This is a genomic window from Bacillus velezensis, assembly GCF_001461825.1.
Classification (GTDB): domain Bacteria; phylum Bacillota; class Bacilli; order Bacillales; family Bacillaceae; genus Bacillus; species Bacillus velezensis.
Map to the genome: position 1 here is coordinate 115,842 of NZ_LLZC01000019.1, position 17,240 is coordinate 133,081.

19 protein-coding genes are annotated in these 17,240 nt (G+C 46.0%); all 19 read right to left on the reverse strand.

What is annotated here, in order from left to right; genetic code table 11:
• Nucleotides 1–38: 38 nt before the first annotated feature.
• Nucleotides 39–836, reverse strand: a complete 798-nt coding sequence (locus tag AR442_RS11245; protein WP_007409796.1) for a phosphatidate cytidylyltransferase — start codon at nucleotides 834–836, stop codon at nucleotides 39–41.
• A gap of 3 nt (nucleotides 837–839) precedes the next feature.
• Entirely contained in the window at nucleotides 840–1,622 is a 783-nt protein-coding gene (locus AR442_RS11250; RefSeq protein ID WP_014417783.1) for an undecaprenyl pyrophosphate synthase, read from the reverse strand.
• A 125-nt stretch (nucleotides 1,623–1,747) separates the two neighbouring features.
• A complete protein-coding gene (frr, locus tag AR442_RS11255) occupies nucleotides 1,748–2,305 on the reverse strand; it encodes a ribosome recycling factor (RefSeq protein WP_003154212.1) in 558 nt (185 codons plus the stop codon).
• A gap of 2 nt (nucleotides 2,306–2,307) precedes the next feature.
• On the reverse strand, nucleotides 2,308–3,030 hold the full coding sequence (gene pyrH / locus AR442_RS11260) for a UMP kinase (protein WP_003154213.1): 723 nt from the start codon (nucleotides 3,028–3,030) through the stop codon (nucleotides 2,308–2,310).
• A gap of 145 nt (nucleotides 3,031–3,175) precedes the next feature.
• A complete protein-coding gene (tsf, locus tag AR442_RS11265; RefSeq protein WP_007611455.1) occupies nucleotides 3,176–4,057 on the reverse strand; it encodes a translation elongation factor Ts in 882 nt (293 codons plus the stop codon).
• A 99-nt stretch (nucleotides 4,058–4,156) separates the two neighbouring features.
• Entirely contained in the window at nucleotides 4,157–4,897 is a 741-nt protein-coding gene (gene rpsB, locus AR442_RS11270; protein WP_003154215.1) for a 30S ribosomal protein S2, read from the reverse strand.
• Between the two features lie 143 nt (nucleotides 4,898–5,040).
• A complete protein-coding gene (locus AR442_RS11275; RefSeq protein ID WP_014417782.1) occupies nucleotides 5,041–5,508 on the reverse strand; it encodes a DUF6115 domain-containing protein in 468 nt (155 codons plus the stop codon).
• Between the two features lie 27 nt (nucleotides 5,509–5,535).
• On the reverse strand, nucleotides 5,536–6,300 hold the full coding sequence (sigD, locus tag AR442_RS11280) for an RNA polymerase sigma-28 factor SigD (protein ID WP_003154217.1): 765 nt from the start codon (nucleotides 6,298–6,300) through the stop codon (nucleotides 5,536–5,538).
• 26 nt (nucleotides 6,301–6,326) lie between these two features.
• Nucleotides 6,327–6,827, reverse strand: coding sequence for a chemoreceptor glutamine deamidase CheD (cheD, locus tag AR442_RS11285; RefSeq protein WP_003154219.1), 501 nt, complete (start codon nucleotides 6,825–6,827; stop codon nucleotides 6,327–6,329).
• Entirely contained in the window at nucleotides 6,824–7,453 is a 630-nt protein-coding gene (gene cheC, locus AR442_RS11290; RefSeq protein WP_014417781.1) for a CheY-P phosphatase CheC, read from the reverse strand. Before cheC ends, cheD begins: the two co-directional genes overlap by 4 nt.
• A 15-nt stretch (nucleotides 7,454–7,468) precedes the next feature.
• Nucleotides 7,469–7,942: a chemotaxis protein CheW gene (gene cheW, locus AR442_RS11295; RefSeq protein ID WP_003154225.1), complete on the reverse strand. Its 474-nt coding sequence runs from the start codon at nucleotides 7,940–7,942 to the stop codon at nucleotides 7,469–7,471.
• A gap of 22 nt (nucleotides 7,943–7,964) precedes the next feature.
• Nucleotides 7,965–9,983 (reverse strand): chemotaxis protein CheA, encoded by a 2,019-nt coding sequence (gene cheA / locus AR442_RS11300; RefSeq protein WP_021493681.1) that lies wholly within the window; start codon nucleotides 9,981–9,983, stop codon nucleotides 7,965–7,967.
• Between the two features lie 5 nt (nucleotides 9,984–9,988).
• Entirely contained in the window at nucleotides 9,989–11,056 is a 1,068-nt protein-coding gene (locus tag AR442_RS11305) for a protein-glutamate methylesterase/protein-glutamine glutaminase (protein WP_007409791.1), read from the reverse strand.
• Nucleotides 11,053–11,946: a MinD/ParA family protein gene (locus AR442_RS11310; protein WP_014417779.1), complete on the reverse strand. Its 894-nt coding sequence runs from the start codon at nucleotides 11,944–11,946 to the stop codon at nucleotides 11,053–11,055. The genes AR442_RS11305 and AR442_RS11310 overlap by 4 nt, the downstream gene beginning before the upstream one ends.
• Nucleotides 11,943–13,034 (reverse strand): flagellar biosynthesis GTPase FlhF, encoded by a 1,092-nt coding sequence (gene flhF, locus AR442_RS11315; protein ID WP_014417778.1) that lies wholly within the window; start codon nucleotides 13,032–13,034, stop codon nucleotides 11,943–11,945. The genes AR442_RS11310 and flhF overlap by 4 nt, the downstream gene beginning before the upstream one ends.
• The gene (flhA, locus tag AR442_RS11320; RefSeq protein WP_014417777.1) at nucleotides 13,034–15,067 is read right to left on the reverse strand and encodes a flagellar biosynthesis protein FlhA; all 2,034 of its coding nucleotides are present in this window, start codon (nucleotides 15,065–15,067) and stop codon (nucleotides 13,034–13,036) included. The genes flhF and flhA overlap by 1 nt, the downstream gene beginning before the upstream one ends.
• A 33-nt stretch (nucleotides 15,068–15,100) precedes the next feature.
• Nucleotides 15,101–16,180, reverse strand: a complete 1,080-nt coding sequence (gene flhB, locus AR442_RS11325) for a flagellar biosynthesis protein FlhB (RefSeq protein WP_014417776.1) — start codon at nucleotides 16,178–16,180, stop codon at nucleotides 15,101–15,103.
• Nucleotides 16,180–16,959, reverse strand: a complete 780-nt coding sequence (fliR, locus tag AR442_RS11330) for a flagellar biosynthetic protein FliR (RefSeq protein ID WP_053284992.1) — start codon at nucleotides 16,957–16,959, stop codon at nucleotides 16,180–16,182. The genes flhB and fliR overlap by 1 nt, the downstream gene beginning before the upstream one ends.
• A gap of 6 nt (nucleotides 16,960–16,965) precedes the next feature.
• Nucleotides 16,966–17,235, reverse strand: a complete 270-nt coding sequence (gene fliQ / locus AR442_RS11335; protein WP_003154234.1) for a flagellar biosynthesis protein FliQ — start codon at nucleotides 17,233–17,235, stop codon at nucleotides 16,966–16,968.
• Nucleotides 17,236–17,240 lie beyond the last annotated feature (5 nt).

A 17,240-nucleotide genomic window follows, 5' to 3' on the forward strand; every position in this document is an offset into this window, starting at 1 on the left:
ATGCGTCCAGATCGGTCTTATTTTCATATTAGCCTTTCTCATGAAAAAAGCGCAAGCAGAAAGTATAAGAACGGCATGACAAACAAAAAGCTGTCAAATCGATCTAAAATGCCGCCGTGCCCGGGAAGGATTTTTCCCGAATCCTTCACATCATAGTGCCGCTTAAGCGCTGATTCAACCAAATCCCCGATCTGTCCGAACACAGACAGAACAAGCGTGATGACCAAAAGAACCGGGTATGAAATCGGAAGGTGCGCAAACAGCTGAAAAACAGCCGTAAAAATAAGGGCGATGACAATACCGCCGAGAAACCCTTCCACTGTTTTGTTGGGACTGATTTCGGGCCACAGCTTCCGCTTCCCGAGCGACTTTCCGACGAAATATGCGCCTGAGTCCGTTGACCATATGACAACGCAGGCATAAAAGATATACAAAAGCCCGTTTGTTTCAATGTTTCTGATTTCAATAAAATAATGAAAACACAGTCCGATATATACCGTCGCGAGAACGATAAACCCGACTTCGTCAAACGTAAAGGTGTTTTTCACGAGCACCGTATAGCTGAGCAGAATCAATACGGCGAAAATCGTTACTTCCATTTTCGCATCGAAAAAATGATACTTGTCCGGCATCATATACAGCCATAACAACAAGAGGCTGATCAGACCCGGAAAAGAAAAAAATCTGAGCTTTTTCATCCGCAAAAGCTCAAAAAGCGCTATACTTCCCATCACGTAAACAAATACGGTGAACGGCAATCCTCCGAAAATAACCAAAAATAAAAATAGTGCCGCTGCCAGAACACCTGTTAACAATCTTTGTTTCATTTCCACCATCCTCTAAATTCCGCCAAACCTCCGGCCCCGCTGCTGAAATTCTCCCACTGCCTGCAGAAAGTGATCTTCTTTAAAATCGGGCCACAGGACATCTGTAAAAACAAATTCACTGTAAGCCACCTGCCAAAGCATAAAGTTGCTCAATCTGATTTCTCCGCTCGTTCTGATGAGCAGCTCCGGGTCCTGGATTGATTCCGTCATTAAATGCCCGGAAAAGAGCGCTTCATCAATGTCTTCGATATTCAGCGTGCCGCTTTTCACCTGTTCGGCCAGTGCTTTTGCCGCATTGACGATTTCCGTGCGTCCGCCGTAGTTCAAAGCGAAATTGAGAATCATACCGTCATTTTGTTCTGTATCTTTTACGGCTTTCTCAATCGCCCTGTACGTATGAGAAGGGAGCGCGGATTCATCTCCGATAATTTTCACCTGTACATTTTCCTCTATCAATTCAGGAAGATACGTATTCAGGAACTCTTCCGGAAGCTTCATCAAAAAGTCGACTTCCATCTTCGGGCGCTTCCAGTTCTCCGTTGAAAACGCATAAAGAGTCAGAACTTTAACGCCGAGCTGACTTGCGAGCTTTGTCACCCTTTTTACCACTTTCATTCCTTCATGATGTCCGGCAATCCGAGGGAGTGAGCGCTTCTTCGCCCAGCGTCCGTTTCCGTCCATAATAATGGCAATGTGTGCGGGAATTTCACCCTTCAGTATGTCTTCTTTTGTATACCGTTCTAAGTTGGAAGCCGCATTCTGCTGATTCTTCCAATTTTTGAGTATGTTGAGCATGAGATTCCTCCGTCACCCAAAAAGGTTGCGTTGCTGATGATCAATGTAATCAACAGTATTAACAAAAAAACCCCCTGTAAACATGAGAGGGTCTTTTCACATTATCTATTGTACATAGTTTTTCATTAAACTTCCATGATTTCTTTTTCTTTGTCCTTTGTGACACTGTCAATTTTTGACACATATTCATCTGTCAGCTTTTGAACGTCTTCACTGGAAGCACGAAGCTCGTCTTCTGTAATGTCTCCGTTTTTCTCAAGTTTTTTGAGGTCATCGTTGCTGTCACGGCGGACATTACGGACTGCTACTTTCGCTTCTTCCGCGTATTTTTTCACGACTTTGACAAGTTCTTTACGTCTTTCTTCCGTCAAAGCCGGGATCGCGATACGGATAATTGTGCCGTCACTTGTCGGCGTTACGCCAAGATCAGCTTTCAGGATCGCTTTTTCAATATCGCCGATTGCCGTTTTGTCATACGGTGTGACAACAAGCATACGCGCTTCAGGCACATTGATGGAAGACAGCTGGTTTAAAGGTGTTTGGGCACCGTAGTATTCTACTGTCACTTTATCCAATAGAGATGGGTTGGCACGTCCTGCGCGGACTGACGCCAATTCGCGTGAATAAGCGGCAACCGCTTTTTCCATGCGTTCTTTTGTTTGTGTTAATACTTCGTTTGACAACGTTATTTCCCCCTTACGATCGTTCCGATTGATTCGCCGATTACGGCACGCTTAATATTTCCTTCTTCCATAATAGAAAAGACGATCAGCGGAATATCATTATCCATACATAGTGAAGAAGCCGTAGAATCCATGACTTCCAGCCCGTCTTTTAACACATCGAGATAAGATAATTTTTCGTATTTAACGGCTGACTCATCTTTTCTCGGATCAGCATTATACACACCGTCGACATTATTTTTCGCCATTAAAATCACATCCGCTTCGATTTCAGCGGCACGCAGCGCTGCGGTTGTGTCCGTAGAGAAATAAGGGTTTCCTGTTCCCGCGGCAAAAATAACAACGCGTTTTTTCTCCAGGTGGCGGATGGCTTTTCTTCTGATGTAAGGCTCAGCGACCTGACGCATTTCAATTGATGTCTGCACTCTGGACTGAATTCCGAGCGTTTCCAGGCTGTCCTGCAGGGCAAGTGAGTTCATGACAGTAGCAAGCATGCCCATATAATCGGCCGTCGCACGGTCCATTCCTAAGTCACTGCCTGTTTTTCCGCGCCATAAGTTGCCGCCGCCTACGACTACGGCCACTTCGACGTCAAGCTCAGCGATTTCTTTTACCTGTTTAGCGATGGATTGGATGACAGTCGGATTAATGCCATTTCCCTGCTCTCCTGCCAATGCTTCTCCGCTAAGCTTTAAAACGATACGATTGTATTTTGGTTTTTCCATAATAACCTCCAAGTGTAAACATTGCCGTTTCCTATTATGCAAGAGAAAAAAAGGTTTGTAAATATAGTTTTAAAAATAGGGAACACAAGTAGTGTCCCCTATACTGCCTGAAAAGCCGCGAAAGATTCGCCAAGGCTTTCCGCCATTATTTTTTCACTTGGTTCATAACTTCTTCAGCAAAGTTTTCTTGGCGTTTTTCAATACCTTCTCCAACTTCGTAGCGGACGTAAGTTTTAACAGATGCGTTTTTCGCAGCCACAACTTGTTTCACTTTTTCGTCTGGGTTTTTAACGAAAGCTTGGTCTAATAAGCAAATTTCTTCGAAGAATTTGTTCAGACGGCCTTCAACCATTTTAGCTACGATGTTTTCCGGTTTGCCTTCTTGAAGAGCTTGCTGAGTCAGGATCTGACGCTCATGGTTTGCTTCTTCTTCAGACACTTGGTCGCGGGAAATGTAACGAGGATTTACCGCTGCAACATGCATCGCGATGTCTTTTGCAAGATCTTCGTCAGTTGTTCCGCTAAGAACGGATAATACGCCGATGCGGCCTCCCATGTGAAGGTAAGCACCGAACGCTTCGCTGTCTTCTTTTGAAATAACAGCAAAACGGCGAAGAGTGATTTTCTCTCCGATTTTAGCAACGTTGCTTGTGATGTATTCTTCAACAGTAGAACCGTTTTCCATCTTTTGACCCATTGCTTCTTCAAGATCAGCAGGAGCGTTTGCAAGAAGGTGGTCAGCAAGCGTGTTCAGAAGCTCTTTGAAGCCTTCGTTTTTCGCAACGAAATCAGTTTCAGAGTTTACTTCTAAGATAACGCCTTTGTTGCCGTCAGTTTTAATAAGAGTAGAACCTTCAGCAGCGATACGGTCAGCTTTTTTAGCCGCTTTCGCAATTCCTTTTTCTCTCAGAAGGTCGATTGCTTTGTCCATATCTCCGTCAGTTTCAGTCAATGCTTTTTTACAGTCCATCATACCAGCGCCTGTTTTTTGACGCAGTTCTTTTACCTGCTGTGCAGTAATAGCCATTTGAATTCCTCCTTATATGTGTAAACAAGATATGTATAGATACATTTTTCTTGAAAAAAGGTGATAAAAGGCAGTCCCTTCTATCACCTTTTGATTAGGTTACGCAGTTGTCGTTTCTGTTTCAGGTGCAGTCTCTTCAGCAGCTTCCGCTTCTTCTTCGCCTTGCTTCGCTTCAAGAATAGCATCTGCCATTTTAGAAGTAAGAAGTTTAACAGCGCGGATTGCGTCATCGTTTGCAGGGATTACGACATCAATTTCATCAGGATCACAGTTTGTATCTACGATTCCGATGATAGGAATGTTCAATTTGCGAGCTTCCGCAACAGCGATGCGCTCTTTGCGAGGATCGATGATGAATAATGCATCAGGAAGATCCTTCATGTCTTTAATTCCGCCGAGGAATTTTTCAAGACGCTCTAATTCTTTTTTCAATTGAACAACTTCTTTTTTCGGAAGTACTTCAAATGTACCGTTTTCTTGCATTTTCTCGATGTCTTTCAGACGCTTAATGCGTTTTTGGATTGTTTCGAAGTTTGTCAGTGTACCGCCCAACCAGCGTTGGTTGACATAGTACATGCCAGAGCGTACAGCTTCTTCTTTAACAGAATCCTGAGCTTGTTTTTTTGTGCCGACGAAAAGGATTTTTCCGCCTTCAGCAGCAAGGTTTTTCGTGAAGTTGTAAGCTTCCTCTACTTTTTTCACTGTTTTTTGAAGGTCAATGATGTAGATTCCGTTACGCTCCGTGAAAATGTAACGCTTCATTTTTGGGTTCCAGCGGCGTGTTTGGTGGCCGAAGTGAACACCAGCTTCAAGCAATTGTTTCATAGAAATAACTGACATGTGATTTCCTCCTAATAAAATGGTTTTTTTCCTCCGCTTAGGTCATTTTTGTGCAGAACTGCCGTTTGCAGCACCCTCTGCATAAATCGTTAAGCGTGTGTATTTAACACCAAGAAATAATATAACACAGCTTTATGCGACAATCAAGAATCCTTTACAGCTTTGCCGCGAAATTTTAAAAACAGCTCGATTTCTGTCTTTCCGCTCTGCATCCGTTTGGCAATTTCCGCGGGGGTGAGCCCTTGTTCATATAATTCTGAAACACGTTCTTCAAACGAATGCGCGCCGCTGTTTTCGTCACTTTCAGCCCGTTCCGTTGCACTGATGAGCTTTTCCATGTGGTCCGGAATATCAGGCTCTTCTTTCGGTTCCGGCCGGGGTTCGGCGTCTTCTGCGTCCGGCGCTTGACGGCTTTTTGCGTCTTCGAGTCTTTCATTTTCTTCTTTCAGCTCAAGCAGAAACGCTGCAAGGGTGTTTTCCGTCTCTTCAAGAATCTTCTTCTGCTGGCGCTCCGTCTCCTTGAGGGCTGAAAACCTCGTGTACAGAATAATGACGGCATAAAGCAGTACGCCGTGAAGCACAAAGCTTAAAAGCCATAATAGTGTTGACATGTTTTTCACTCGCTAACCATGAGTTCATTATTGAATTACTTTTTCAAGCAGGTGCTTTAATTTGAACAGCGCCTTTGAATGAATCTGTGAAATCCGCGACGTCGAAAGGTTCAGGACTTGTCCGATTTCGGTCAAAGTCAGTTCTTCTTTATAGAATAAACTGACGACAAGCTGCTCTTTTTCAGAGAGCTCATGAATTTTGCCCGCAAGCTGAGCGATCAGCTCGTCCTTCATGATTTTTTCTTCCGGCGGCACATTTTTGTCATCTCTGATCATCACTTGAATATTCTCACCGTCATCCTGGTCGTGAAGCTTTTCATCAATTGATAAGAGATTGGCAAAAAACCCTTCATTCATCGTTGATACTACGTCCTGCTCCGTCATCCCCAGCTCTTCTGCGATCTCTGAAGGCGTCACATTCCGAAGGTAGCGCTGTTCAAGTTTTTCGATCGCCGCTTCGACTTTTTTTGTCTTCTCCCGTGAAGTTCTGGGCAGCCAATCTTCTTTACGCAGCCCGTCGATGATTGCACCGCGAATTCTAAACGAGGCATAGGTATCAAATTTTAAATCCCGGCCGGGGTCAAATTTTTCTAGGGCATCATATAAACCAAGCATACCAAGGCTCATTAGATCGTCTTTATGCACCGATTTCGGCAGTCCGACGGAAATTCTGCCGACATGATATGTGACCAGCGGCATGTAACGGCGCATTAAATCATCACCGGCTTTAGGATCTTTCCACTCTTTCCAGCGCGACCAAAGCACCTGATCTTCATAATTCAAGGATTGCATTGTTATCCCCCTACCTCATACCTTTATTAAATCGTTGTTTCACCTTGTTTAACAGTTCGAATGTGCAGCATGCAGGACTTTGGCTCAAATTCAATCGTCCGGCCGCTTGAGCCGCCCGTATCTTCACTGATGACCGGAATGTTATACAATGAAAGCTGCTCTTTGATGGCCGCTACATTCCTCGGACCGATTTTCATCAGGTCGTTTGTCATTTTAAACTTAAACATCTCCGCTCCCCCGGCGAGTTTTGCCTTCAGGGCAAACTTGCGGCAGCCGGCTTTCAAAAGCATATCAATCGTCATCTTAACGGCGGTGTCCGCGTATTTTGCACGGTTGAGCTCCGCCGTTTTTGATAAACCGGAGTCCGGCAGCATGACGTGAACGAGTCCTGCCGTTTGTTTGTCTTTATCGTATAAAACCAGCCCCACGCATGAACCGAGTCCCGAGGTCCGGATTTTATCCGGGTAACGCGCGACTTGAACATCCGCAATCCCCACTTTAACGACTGCGGCTTCAGCACGGCTCATAAAGCCGCACCCAATGAGACGAAGAGCTTTTCAAAAGAATCATAGTCCGGGAGCATAAACATGTGGGCTTTGAGCTCCTGCCGGCTGCCCTGGTCAAAAATAGAAGTATCCACGACAATGGCATGCTCTCCGACTTGGCTGAGCTCCATCAGCCCTTCACTGATAACCGCGCCGAACATATCAAGTGAGATTTCCGGCACGCTCGGGTAAATCTCAAGCTTTGTCAAATCAGCCAATGCCGTTAAATAGGAACCTGCTAAAATATTGCCGAACTCATGTAAAGCAGAAGAACTCAAATGATCTTCGCCCAGCTGGTCAATATCAAAATCCGGATTTCCGATCAGCTCTCTGATAAACTGTTCCGCCTGATCAAAAGGCATGATGAGAAAGATAGAGCCGGTCATGTCGCCTTCCATTCTTAAAAAGATACTGGCGACCGGCGTTTCAGCCCCGCCGAAAAAATCAGCGAGCTCATCAAATGTCAATAAAGTCGCAAACGGCACTTCCATGTCTATCTTTCTGTTCAGCAGCTGAGCCATTGCAGAAGCCGAGTGACCCGCCCCGATATTTCCGACTTCCCGCAAAATATCCATCTGCTCTTCTTTGATCGCTTCAAACTTACTCATGTTGTCTTTTCCCCTTTAAGCATTAGGCTCTCCGGACGCAGATGCCGAAGCACCTTTATCCAGCACCGCATGCGCATCGATAATATTGAGGAGCCTGTTATCTTGCTTAACGATCTGTTTAATCCACACATCCGTTTCCTTTGTCTGGCTTTCAGGCGCGGATTCGATTTCATTTTCATGCACGGTGATGACGTCATTGGCCTCATCCACGACCCATCCGACATCAGCGTCACGGTAAGAAATGATGATAATCCGAGTCTCTTCTGTGATGTCCTGTTCAGGCTGGTTCAGACGTTTTCTTAAATCAAGAACCGGGGTAATCACTCCGCGCAGATTGATAACGCCGCGGATATAAGATTCCACACCCGGGACCCTCGTCGGTTTTTGCCACTTTTCAATTGATTTCACCTGGGAAACTGAGATAGCGTATTCTTTCCCGTTTATCATAAACACAATCATTTTTTCACCTGTTTTGATTTCAGCAGTCATTCGGGCACCTCCTCGTGTCGTTTTAGTAGATCAGCGCATTACAATCAATAATCAGCGCCACTTCTCCGTTTCCGAGAATCGTAGCGCCGGAAATCGCAAAGACGTTCGTCAAATAGTCGCCGAGTGATTTCAGTACGACTTCCTGCTGTCCGATAAAAGAGTCCACGACAAAAGCAGTGGATTTATCGCCCTTTTTCACGACGATTACATGGAACTGATCGGCATCCTGTTTTGAATCCGTAATGCCGAATTCTTTTTTCAGATAGACGATCGGAACGATTTGGCCTCTGAAATCAATCACTTCTCTGTCATGCGTCTGCAGGATATCTTTCTTATCAATAACAGCCGTCTCTATAATAGAAGAAATCGGTATCGCAAACGTCTCTTCTTCCAGTTTAATGAGAAGAACAGATATAATTGAAAGTGTCAGCGGAAGCTGGATACTGAAAAGAGAACCTTGGCCTTCCGCGGATTTGACACTGACAGAGCCCCCGAGTGATTCGAGTTTATTTTTCACAACATCCAGACCGACGCCCCGCCCTGAAATGTCAGAAATTTGATCGGCAGTCGAGAAGCCCGGAGCAAAAATAAGCTCGTAAATCTCATTATCTTCAAGCGTTTCAGCATCACGTTCGGTGATTACACTCCGTTCGAGCGCTTTTTCAAGAATTTTCTTTCTGTTCAAGCCGGCCCCGTCATCTTCAACCTCAATAAAGACGTGATTGCCGCTGTGATATGCCTTAAGCACGACATGACCTGATTCCGATTTTCCTTTATTCACCCGCACTTCAGGCGATTCAATGCCGTGATCGATGCTGTTTCTGATTAAATGGACAAGCGGATCGCCGATTTCATCAATCACCGTACGGTCCAGCTCCGTTTCAGCTCCGATGATGGACAATTCGATTTTCTTGTTTAATTCCTTTTGAAGCTGGCGGATCATTCTCGGGAAACGGTTAAAGACGGTTTCTACCGGCACCATCCGCATATTAAGAATAATAGACTGAAGGTCGCCCGAGATTCTGGTCAGGCGTTCAACGGTTTCAGTCAGCTCATTGTGGTCAAGCTCCTTGGCGATCTGCTCAAGACGTCCGCGGTCAATGACAAGTTCTTCAAAAAGGTTCATTGAAGAATCCAGTCTTTCAATGTTGACGCGAATCGTTTTCGAGCCGCTGTGATGTTTCGGCTGTTCTTCCGTTTTCGCTTGCGGCTTTGGCTGTTTCTCAGCCTTTTTAACCGGAGCTTCCTTCACCGGTTCAGCCGCTTGCGGTTTTTCGGCCGTTTTTAACGGCGCACCGGCAGAAATTTTGACATTCTCCACTTCTGAAATGCCGCTGATGAGTTCTTTAATTTCTTCAGCAGGCTGCTTTGTCAAGAAACACACCTGAAAATCCGTTCCGAAATCTTCCGTCTCAAGCACTTCCGCGGCAGGTATCGTTTTTGCGACTTCTCCGGCTTCATTCAGCTTTTCAAAAATCATGTACACCCGCACGGCTTTGAGCATGCAGCTTTCATTCAGGGAAACCGTTATTTCATAGCGGCTGAATCCTTGCTCTTCCGCCTCTTCAATAACAGTCCGTTCGAACTCATCATAATTCCATTCAGTTGAAGCCTGTTGTTTTGAAGCCGGCGGTTCTGCTGTTTCGGCTGAAGCCGCAGTCTCATGCACCGCATTTACGTCGAGCTTCGCACTCACTTCAGAAATATCACGTTTGCCGTCTCCTCCGTCAATAATGGACTGCACCATCTCTTCAAGATGATCAAGCGCTTCAAACAGCACATCCAGCCAATCTGATGTAACGGGCATTTCTCCGTTGCGGATGGCGTCCAGCACATTTTCCATCAGGTGGGTTAAATGCGCCAGATCTGTATATCCCATCGTTGCGCTCATGCCTTTCAGCGTATGGGCAGCTCTGAAGATGTCATGCACAAGCTGAAGGTCTGCCGGATCTTTTTCCAACAGCAGCAGCTTTTCGTTACATGTCTGTAAGTGCTCTTTACTTTCATCAATAAAGACATCTAAATATTGATTCATATCCAATTGATTCACACCCTCTCTTTTTTCACACATCCGGTGATGGATGCCGCGATATCTTCCACATGTTTAATCTCATGAATGAGGCCCGCCTTTATCGCTGACTTCGGCATTCCGAACACAACACAGGATTCGTCCGATTCCGCAATCGTTTTAACGCCGCCTGTTCTGAGCATTTCTTTTACGCCTTCGGTTCCGTCGCTGCCCATGCCGGTCATAATGACGGCTACCTTTTCGTAATCGGATAAGCGGCTTGCCGACCGAAACAAATAATCGGCTGACGGTTTATGCCGGCTTTCCGTATCATGAACGTCAAGAATGATGCGGAGCCTTCCGCCTTCCTCTGCAACCGTCATATTTTTTCCGCCGGGCGCGATGTACACCCATCCGTCTTTCGCTTCTTCACCGTTTTCCGCTTCTTTGACCTGAATATCTGACAAATGGTTGAGTCTGTCTGCAAGTGAAGCGGTGAAGCCTTCAGGCATGTGCTGAACGACAAATACAGGCGCCTTTAAATCCTTCGGCAGTTTCGGAATCACCTTTTGCAGAGCCCGCGGTCCGCCTGTAGAGGTCGCGATGAATACGGCCTGCTTGGCGGATTTTGCTTTCGGTCTTTCAAATCCCGCTAAAGCCGGACGTTCCGGGATAGAAGACTCTTTCACTGCCGCCTCAGGTTTTTGTGCGCGGGACAGCCCGGCTGCAATCACCCTCTCAATCAGCTGCTCTTTAATTTTATAAAGATCAAGGGAAATCGCTCCGGAAGGCTTGGTGATAAAATCAAAAGCGCCCATTTCCAGGCAGTTGATCGTTCGGTCCTTCCCTTGTTGTGTCTGGCTCGATACCATGATTACGGGAAGTTTATATATGCTGATGATCTTCCGCAATGTATCCGTTCCGTTCATGACCGGCATTTCAATATCAAGCGTGACAACATCCGGTTTGAGAAGCTCTATTTTCTTCAGCGCCTCTTCCCCGTTTCTGGCTGTCCCGATGACTTCTATCTGCACTTCCGCAGCCAGAAAATCGGTAATCATCTTTCTCATAAAAGCTGAGTCATCAACGACAAGCACACGAATCACTGTAAAGTCCTCCTCAATAAAAAAGAAGATAATCTCTCAATAAATGCCGGTTTCTCTTCTCTTGGTTTGTTTTCTTCCGTTTGAAACAAGACATCCGTCAGAAGACGGACGGACCTGCTGGCTTTTGCTTGAGGACTTTTTATTAAAAAAGGCACCTGGTCAATGACGGCTTGACTTACTAGCGGGTCATCGGGTATGGAGCCGGCGAAACGCACTTCCGCGCCTAAAAACGTGTGAATCGCATGAGAAAGGCGGTTGTACGTGTCCAGCGCCTGTTTTTGGGAGCGGGCGCGATTGACGGCAATGTTTACGGTCAGCCGTTCATCCGCGAGCAAAAGATGTTTGATCGCGCTGTAGGCATCCATAATGGCCGTCGGCTCAGGCGTTGTCACGGCGAGAATGTCTTCCGCCGATAAAATAAACGGCAGCTGTTCGTTTGAAAGTCCCGCTCCCATATCAAACAGAACGTAATCAAAATCGCTTAATACAGCGGAAAGACCATTCATAAAAGCCGCCCACTTCTCTCCGTCAGCTTGATAGATCGCCTCAAGCCCCGTTCCTCCGGATATGTACCGAAGGCCTTTCGGACCGGAGGACAGTGATTGCGCCAATGCGTGCCGATTCTCCATCACATCAATAATGGTGCGGGAAGAAGCAGCGCCGATCAGCACATCAATGTTGCCCATTCCGATGTCAAGATCAATGATGAGTGCTTTTTTTCCTTTTTCCTGCAGGGCAACTGCCATGTTTAATGTTAAATTAGATTTTCCGACGCCGCCTTTACCGCTGATGACGGCTAATGTCTTCGCTTTTTTCTCATAAAGCTCCGGCTTGATCATTTGCCGCTCTCTCATTTTCCTTCTTAATGACTCTGCCTGATCGGGTTTCATGTCAAAAGCATCCTTACAAACTCTTTTGGTGAAGCCGATAGGATGTCCTCAGGCACATCCTGTCCATTTGTCAAATAGGCGGCGCCGATTCTTGATTCCGACAGCACTTGAAACACGGAGCCGAGTGAGGCGGTTTCATCCGTTTTCGTGAAAATGAATTGATTGACCGGCACACCGGAAAAACGTTTCAGCACCTGTTTCATATCTTCATATTTTGCAGATGCTGATAATACGAGAAAGGATTGTAAGCCTGATTCAAACGGAATCATCTCTTGTAATTCCGTAATATACTGCTCTTCTTTAAAGTTTCTACCGGCTGTATCAATGAAAACATGGTCATATTCAGCGAATTTTTCCAGTGCCTTCAGACATTCTTCCTTTGAATAGCATACTTCAAGAGGAGCCTGAAGCAGCTCCGCATATGTCTTCAGCTGCTCGACCGCGGCAATCCGGTAAGTATCCGTCGTCATAAATGCAATTTTTTTATGCTCTGTCAGCATTGATGAGGCCGCGAGTTTCGCAAGTGTAGTCGTTTTGCCGGCCCCGGTTGAACCGAAAAGCACGACGTATTTTGATTGAATCCCTTCCTGCCACCTGTCTGCCGAAGGGAGTTTTTTCACTAACAAATCCTGCAGTTTTGAGCTGACATTATCTTCAGTTAAATCTCCGGAAACAATTGAAGAACGGAGCAATTCACTGAGAACGGCGTTTTGCGTATGATCAGGAAGCCCGGCTTGCTTCAATAGTCTCTCGGCTTTTTTTAATGGTTCAGGGAGCACTTCTTTATAATGCGCCAGTTCGCCGGAAATGCTTTGATCCGGAAGACGCGGCGGCTGAACAGGCTCAGCTTTCTCCGCCGTTTCCGTCTTTTTCATTTCTTCAGCGGCAGCCGGCGGCGTTTTTCTCGCTTCCCTGACGTCACGATCTAAAACCGCTATCACTTCAACGGCCTGCTGCGGCCGCAGCCCCAGCCATTTTCGTTTCTTTACTTGTTTGGAATGTAAAATAACGGCATCATTGCCGAGTTCCTTTTTGATTTGCTTCGCGGCATCCTGCATTGAAGCGGCTGTAATTTTTTTTATTTTCATTAAATATCCACCACTCCAATGCTCTGTACTTCAACATTTGCTTCCAGCTCATTATAAGAAAGAACCGGAAGATCAGGGAAATACCGTTCTAACAGCTGTTTAACATACATTCTGACAGCAGGCGAGCAAAGAAGAATCGCTGACTCCTGACGGATGGAAAGCTGCTCGGCCTCTTTAGCGACAGAACGGATGATGCTGTCTGAAACCTCAGGGTCGAGTGACAGGTAATTGCCCTGTTCAGTCTGCTGTACCCCGTCTGCAATCGCTTTTTCCACCCGGCCTGAGCATGTGATGACCTTCAGCGTTTCATGCTCTCTCGCATATTGTGCCGTGATTTGTTTGGCAAGCGACTGTCTCGCGTATTCTGTCAAAAGGTCTGAATCTGTCGTTAATCTTCCGTAATCGGCAAGAGTTTCAAAAATGGTCACCAAGTTTCTGATTGACACTTTTTCTCTCAGCAATTTGGCAAGCACCTTTTGAATATCGCCGACAGAAAGAGGGTTTGGCGTGACTTCCTCAACAAGCACAGGATAATTTTCCTTCAGATGATCGATCAGCTGCTTTGTTTCCTGTCTGCCGACCAGTTCATGGGCATGCTGCTTAATTTTTTCTGTAATATGCGTAGATACGACTGACGCCGGATCAACAACTGTATACCCCAGCATGTCCGCTTCATCTTTCGCAGCTTCGCTGATCCATTTTGCGGGAAGTCCGAACGACGGTTCAATCGTTTCAATTCCTTCAATGACGTCATCTTCAGGCGTCGGTGACATCGCTAAGTAATGATCCAGCAGGAGCTCTCCTTTAGCGACTTCATTGCCTTTAATTTTCAATCTGTATTCATTCGGCTGGAGCGCGATGTTATCCCTGATGCGCACAACCGGAATGACAAGTCCCAATTCAAGCGCAAGCTGACGTCTGATCATGACGATGCGGTCAAGAAGATCACCGCCCTGCCCCGCGTCTGCAAGCGGCACGAGTCCGTATCCGAACTCAAATTCAATCGGATCAATATGTAAAAGCTGCACGACGCTTTCCGGGCTTTTCAGTTCATCCGCCTGAGCCTCTTCTTCAAGAATTTCTTCCTCTTCTTCGCTCGGCTTATCCGTTTTGGACAGCATGTAAGCGCCGAATGCAAGCAGACCGGCGATCGGTCCCGTCAGCAGAATGCCGATCGGTGTAAGAAGACCGAGCAAAAGTACAGTTCCCGCGGCTACATACAAGAGCTTCGGATAAGCAAACAGCTGGCCTGTAATATCATGACCGAGGTTTCCTTCAGATGCCGCTCTCGTCACGACAATCCCCGTAGCCGTTGAAATGAGCAAGGCCGGCATTTGAGAAACGATACCGTCACCGACCGTCAGCATTGTAAAGTGAGACGCAGCTTCTTGTATGCTCATCCCCTGCTGCAGCATGCCGATTACGATTCCGAAAATAATATTGATCATCACGATGATGATACCCGCGATGGCATCCCCTTTGACGAATTTGCTCGCACCGTCCATGGCGCCGTAAAAATCGGCTTCCCGGGCGACTTTTTCACGTCTGTGCTTTGCATCCTGCTCCGTAATCATGCCGGCATTTAAATCCGCGTCAATACTCATTTGCTTTCCGGGCATCGCATCGAGCGTAAATCTCGCCGCCACTTCCGATACCCGCTCGGCGCCTTTTGTAATGACGATAAACTGAATAATAATCAAGATAATGAAGACAACAAGCCCTACCAGCACATTTCCGCCGACAACGAAATTCCCGAATGTCTCAACAACCTTTCCCCCTTCTCCGTGAGAAAGAATCGAACGTGTCGTCGACACATTGAGCGAAAGCCGAAACAGCGTCAATAACAGCAGCAATGACGGGAATATCGAGAATTGCAGCGGTTCTTGCATATTCATTGTGGTGAGAAGCACGATCAACGCAAGAGAGATATTAATGATGATCAAAATACTTAACAACCATGGAGGGAATGGAATCACCAGCATTGCCACAATGAGGACAACACTTATTAAAACCGATAAATCTCTTGTTGACATGCTGTTTTTCTCTCCTTTTGAATCTGAAATTCACTATACTTTTTGTTTCGTTTTATATACATAAGCCAAAATTTCCGCAATGACTTTGAAAAACTCTTCCGGCACAGCCTGGTCAATGTCAACCTGATCATATAACGCACGCGCGAGCGGCCTGTTTTCAATCGTCATGACATCGTGTTCTTTGGCGATCTGCCTGATTTTTAATGCGAGATGGTCGACCCCTTTGGCAACAATGTAAGGGGCGTCCATTTTCTTTTCATCATATTTTAAAGCTATCGCATAATGGGTCGGGTTGGTAATGATGACATCCGCTTTCGGCACTTCCTGCATCATCCGCCTCATCGCCATTTCCCGCTGCTTCTGCTTAATTTTGGACTTGATTATCGGATCACCCTCCGATTTTTTGTATTCATCTTTTATATCCTGCTTTGACATTCTGATATTTTTCTCATAGTCAAAACGCTGATATAAATAATCAAGCCCGGCCAGCAGCATTAAAGCCCCTGATCCCGCAAGCCCCATCCAAAGCGTGAGCTTAGAAACGAAAGTGAGCACTTCCGCAGGCGTTAAAAGCGGAAGGCGAAGAATATCGCCATAATGAAGCCAGAGCACCATAAAGGCGGCAAAACCGACCACAGTAATCTTCAAAATGGATTTGACCAGTTCAACAATCGCCCTCATGCTGTAAATCCGCTTAAATCCTTTCAGCGGGCTGAGCTTATTCAAGTCAGGCTTGAGGACTTCCGCAGAAAACAGAAAACCCACCTGCATGTAATTGCTCACGACACCTGCCACAAGCGCGACCAGCATAATCGGCGCGAGGATGAGGCTGATATCTTTCACCGTATCCACGAACAGTTCATGCACGGCAGATGCTGACAGGTGTAATGTTATCGATTTCGTATAAAACGTTTTAATAAAGGACAGCAGCCTGTCCCGCATATAAGGACCGAGCGCGATCAGCGAAAGAAAGATAATCAGTAAAGAAACGGCTGTATTCACATCCGTACTTTTCGCGACCTGTCCTTTCTTTCTTGTATCCTTCCGTTTTTTCGGAGTGGCTTTCTCCGTTTTTTCACCGGCAAAGAATTGCAGATTCAGTCTGAGTCTCATCATGTCACACCGACCAATGCCAATAGATTCCGCATGGTTTCAACGGTAAGGCTGAAGATGTTGCGGACGACGACAAACATCACCGACATACAAACGATCAGCATAATAAAGCTCACGGCTATTTTCAGAGGAAGCCCGACAACGAAAACATTCAGCTGCGGCACCGTTCTCGCTACAATACCGAGCGCCAAATCAACTAAAAACAGACTGGCCACAACCGGCGCAGACATTTGAAAAGCGATAATAAACATGGCATTGAAGCTTTTTGCGATAAAAAGTCCAAACTGATCATTTCCAAACGACGGAAATGCCTGGTCAAGCGGGATATACTGAAAGCTGTAATAAATCCCGTCCAATAAAAGATAATGGGCGTTTACGCTGAGCATAAATAACAGCGCAAGCGTATAAACGAATTGTCCGATCAGCGGGCTTTGCGTTCCTGATTGCGGATCAATGACATTGGCGATGGAAAAGCCCATCTGAAAATCAATAAAGGAACCTGCTATCTGAATGGCTGTCATCATCATGAAAGCGATCAGCCCGAGGCTCAAGCCCACAACGGCCTCTTTTATGACAAGCAGCATATACTGTTCCCCTATTTCTATTTCCGGCGCATGTTTCAGCGTGCTGAAGCAGATCACCGAAAGAAAAAAAGCAAAGCCGATTCGGTGAACCGTCGGCAGATTCCGATGTCCGAACACCGGCACCGTTACAAAAAAAGCAGAGATTCTGATAAAGACCAATAAAAAAGCGGGAAATAAATCAATGATGGAATTCATTTGATTCTACCCTGCAAATCGGTTCAGATGAGAAAACAGATCAGTTGTGAACGAAAGAATCGTCGACAGCATCCAAGGACCGAAAAAGATCAGTCCAAGCATCACCGCCACGATTTTCGGAATGAACGCAAGCGTCTGTTCCTGGATTTGAGTTGTCGCTTGAAAGATACTGACGAGCAAACCGACGATCAGCGCGATCGCAAGCAGCGGCCCGCTGATCATTAGTGTTACATATACGGCTTTTTCCGCCATGGAAATTACAAATTCTGAACTCACAATTA

What these genes read in the sequence shown, in the direction of transcription:
- AR442_RS11245 (WP_007409796.1), bottom strand. Translation starts at nt 836, where the DNA reads ATGGTGGAAATGAAACAAAGATTGTTAACAGGTGTTCTGGCAGCGGCA.
- AR442_RS11250 (WP_014417783.1), bottom strand. Translation starts at nt 1,622, where the DNA reads ATGCTCAACATACTCAAAAATTGGAAGAATCAGCAGAATGCGGCTTCC.
- pyrH (WP_003154213.1), bottom strand. Translation starts at nt 3,030, where the DNA reads ATGGAAAAACCAAAATACAATCGTATCGTTTTAAAGCTTAGCGGAGAA.
- tsf (WP_007611455.1), bottom strand. Translation starts at nt 4,057, where the DNA reads ATGGCTATTACTGCACAGCAGGTAAAAGAACTGCGTCAAAAAACAGGC.
- rpsB (WP_003154215.1), bottom strand. Translation starts at nt 4,897, where the DNA reads ATGTCAGTTATTTCTATGAAACAATTGCTTGAAGCTGGTGTTCACTTC.
- AR442_RS11275 (WP_014417782.1), bottom strand. Translation starts at nt 5,508, where the DNA reads ATGTCAACACTATTATGGCTTTTAAGCTTTGTGCTTCACGGCGTACTG.
- sigD (WP_003154217.1), bottom strand. Translation starts at nt 6,300, where the DNA reads ATGCAATCCTTGAATTATGAAGATCAGGTGCTTTGGTCGCGCTGGAAA.
- cheD (WP_003154219.1), bottom strand. Translation starts at nt 6,827, where the DNA reads ATGAGCCGTGCTGAAGCCGCAGTCGTTAAAGTGGGGATTGCGGATGTT.
- cheC (WP_014417781.1), bottom strand. Translation starts at nt 7,453, where the DNA reads ATGAGTAAGTTTGAAGCGATCAAAGAAGAGCAGATGGATATTTTGCGG.
- cheW (WP_003154225.1), bottom strand. Translation starts at nt 7,942, where the DNA reads ATGACTGCTGAAATCAAAACAGGTGAAAAAATGATTGTGTTTATGATA.
- AR442_RS11310 (WP_014417779.1), bottom strand. Translation starts at nt 11,946, where the DNA reads ATGAAACCCGATCAGGCAGAGTCATTAAGAAGGAAAATGAGAGAGCGG.
- flhF (WP_014417778.1), bottom strand. Translation starts at nt 13,034, where the DNA reads ATGAAAATAAAAAAAATTACAGCCGCTTCAATGCAGGATGCCGCGAAG.
- flhA (WP_014417777.1), bottom strand. Translation starts at nt 15,067, where the DNA reads ATGTCAACAAGAGATTTATCGGTTTTAATAAGTGTTGTCCTCATTGTG.
- flhB (WP_014417776.1), bottom strand. Translation starts at nt 16,180, where the DNA reads ATGAGACTCAGACTGAATCTGCAATTCTTTGCCGGTGAAAAAACGGAG.
- fliR (WP_053284992.1), bottom strand. Translation starts at nt 16,959, where the DNA reads ATGAATTCCATCATTGATTTATTTCCCGCTTTTTTATTGGTCTTTATC.